The sequence below is a fragment of the Aliterella sp. E5.1 genome, from assembly GCF_057473825.1.
On sequence record NZ_JBYCCV010000447.1, the window covers coordinates 1 to 1062 of the forward strand.

Genomic DNA, 1062 nt, shown 5'->3' on the forward strand with positions numbered 1-1062 from the left:
TTCTGGCTTTGACAATGAAGAAGACTCCGGCTAGGAAGGTTGGGAAGAATCAGGATAGCTCATTAAGGTGACAAAAATGAAGCACCAGCCTGTCCCTATATATTAATGGTCGCCACTCGGCTCTGGTGTGGGGATGGGTGGCGTTGTGGGGAGGCGCTGTCATCATCAAAATAATTCTGGTCACGAGGCGGGAGAAGTTCATCACAGTAGGACTCAAAAGCAGGGAAGTCAGGAATTCCGCTAATCCACTGCGTTGTTAGCTTGCACTACCTACTTCGCAATAATCGGTCATACTCCGCATGGGTTCCAATCCAAAACCATGCTACGTCATCACCTTTCTCTACTGCTAAAGCGCGATAATGCAGTCCTACCCGCACTGACCAAAATTGTCCCACTTTCTTGAAATGCAGCGATGGATAGCGAGAGTCCTGTTTCAGTAGCGCGTAACAACGATTAGCTAGTTCTTGAATGTCATCCGGTAACTGTTGGTAGTGATACCAAAAATCAGGAGTTGCCCGGTATCTCACAGGTCAGTACAGCGCCCCTCCCGCAGATGCTGCAAGGCTTTCTCAGCCAGTCCATCCAGCCGACCTGCGGCCACATCTTCCTCAAACTGGCGATCCCACATCTGCGCATCAAACTCTGCAAACCAGGCTCGAAAAGCAGCGAGATCCTCTGGCGATAAGTGGCTAACAGCATGTTCAATATCTTGCAAAGTTCTCATATTGGCAACGAAGACTATATTTCGCAATCTAAGGCAACTAGGAACCCGAAGAGCCTTCTGATAAGGATACGTATTTAGAAATACAGCGGAAGGGTGTCAATCTTGACTTTCTTTATCATATTTCATTCTTCCTCATCCTCTATGACTTTTGATAGCGCTGAGGCAACAAGTCCGGCTGGCACCGCCACAATGCCCAAACCAATCATGAGGATCAAAAAGGTGAACAGTTTGCCCCCGGCGGTAATTGGGTAGGCATCACCGTACCCAACTGTTGTTAATGTCGTCACGGCCCACCACAGACTGTGCAAAATTGATTTGAAATGCTCCGGCTGCGCCTC

3 protein-coding genes are annotated in these 1062 nt (G+C 48.6%); all 3 read right to left on the minus strand.

Going from position 1 to position 1062, the window contains the following annotated elements; all coding sequences use genetic code 11:
- Positions 1–266: 266 nt before the first annotated feature.
- Complete coding sequence (locus AC2VE5_RS28105) at positions 267–527, minus strand: ParE family toxin-like protein (protein ID WP_486890789.1); 261 nt, start codon at positions 525–527, stop codon at positions 267–269.
- Entirely contained in the window at positions 524–724 is a 201-nt protein-coding gene (locus AC2VE5_RS28110) for a hypothetical protein (protein WP_486890791.1), read from the minus strand. The genes AC2VE5_RS28105 and AC2VE5_RS28110 overlap by 4 nt, the downstream gene beginning before the upstream one ends.
- A gap of 122 nt (positions 725–846) precedes the next feature.
- Positions 847–1062: potassium channel family protein (locus AC2VE5_RS28115; protein WP_486890792.1), on the minus strand; the 216-nt coding region annotated here is incomplete at its 5' end.